Here is a 1,586-nt window from a genome sequence, read left to right as displayed (position 1 = left end):
TTGGCCACAACTTTTTAATTGACCATTGGTTAAGTTAGAAAGGGCGCACGGTGGATGCCTTGGCACTAGGAGCCGAAGAAGGACGGCACTAACACCGATATGCTTCGGGGAGCTGTAAGTGAGCTGTGATCCGGAGATTTCCGAATGGGGGAACCCGCTGCCTTTAATCGGGCAGTATCCATGTGTGAATTGATAGCACATGAGAAGGCAGACCCAGGGAACTGAAACATCTAAGTACCTGGAGGAAGAGAAAGCAAATGCGATTCCCTGAGTAGCGGCGAGCGAAACGGGATCAGCCCAAACCAAGAGGCTTGCCTCTTGGGGTTGTAGGACACTCTATACGGAGTTACAAAAGGAAGGATTAGGCGAAGCGACCTGGAACGGTCCGCCGCAGCGGGTAACAGCCCCGTAGCCGAAAACCCTTCCCCTCCAGAGTGGATCCTGAGTACGGCGGAACACGTGAAATTCCGTCGGAATCCGGGAGGACCATCTCCCAAGGCTAAATACTTCCTAGTGACCGATAGTGAACCAGTACCGTGAGGGAAAGGTGAAAAGCACCCCGGAAGGGGAGTGAAATAGATCCTGAAACCGTGTGCCTACAAGTAGTCAAAGCCCGTTCATGGGTGATGGCGTGCCTTTTGTAGAATGAACCGGCGAGTTACGATTGCATGCAAGGTTAAGCTGAGAAGGCGGAGCCGCAGCGAAAGCGAGTCTGAATAGGGCGCCAGAGTATGCAGTTGTAGACCCGAAACCAGGTGATCTACCCATGTCCAGGGTGAAGGTAAGGTAACACTTACTGGAGGCCCGAACCCACGCACGTTGAAAAGTGCGGGGATGAGGTGTGGGTAGCGGAGAAATTCCAATCGAACCTGGAGATAGCTGGTTCTCTCCGAAATAGCTTTAGGGCTAGCCTCAAGATTGAGAATCCTGGAGGTAGAGCACTGTTTGGACTAGGGGCCCATCCCGGGTTACCGAATTCAGACAAACTCCGAATGCCAGTGATTTATGCTTGGGAGTCAGACTGCGAGTGATAAGATCCGTAGTCAAGAGGGAAACAGCCCAGACCACCAGCTAAGGTCCCCAAATATCCGTTAAGTGGAAAAGGATGTGGCGTTGCTTAGACAACCAGGATGTTGGCTTAGAAGCAGCCATCATTTAAAGAGTGCGTAATAGCTCACTGGTCGAGTGACACTGCGCCGAAAATGTACCGGGGCTAAACGGATTACCGAAGCTGTGGATGGATCTCGTTAGAGATCCGTGGTAGGAGAGCGTTCTAAGGGCGTTGAAGTCAGACCGCAAGGACTGGTGGAGCGCTTAGAAGTGAGAATGCCGGTATGAGTAACGAAAGACGGGTGAGAATCCCGTCCACCGAATGCCCAAGGTTTCCTGAGGAAGGCTCGTCCGCTCAGGGTTAGTCGGGACCTAAGTCGAGGCCGATAGGCGTAGACGATGGACAACAGGTTGATATTCCTGTACCACCTCCCCGCCGTTTGAGCAATGGGGGGACGCAGAAGGATAAGGAGAGCGTGCCGTTGGTTGTGCACGTCCAAGCAGTGAGGCGTGGAATGAGGCAAATCCCATTCCTG

The 1,586-nt window shown here is 52.9% G+C and carries 1 rRNA gene; it reads left to right on the top strand.

Going from position 1 to position 1,586, the window contains the following annotated elements:
* Positions 1 to 27 precede the first annotated feature (27 nt).
* Positions 28 to 1,586 (top strand): 23S ribosomal RNA (locus Q0785_RS20190); the annotation flags it as partial.

The organism is uncultured Planococcus sp. (assembly GCF_947501725.1).
GTDB lineage: Bacteria > Bacillota > Bacilli > Bacillales_A > Planococcaceae > Planococcus > Planococcus donghaensis_C.
The sequence above is the reverse complement of the archived record's forward strand: the minus strand, read 5'-3'. Positions and strand labels throughout refer to the sequence as shown.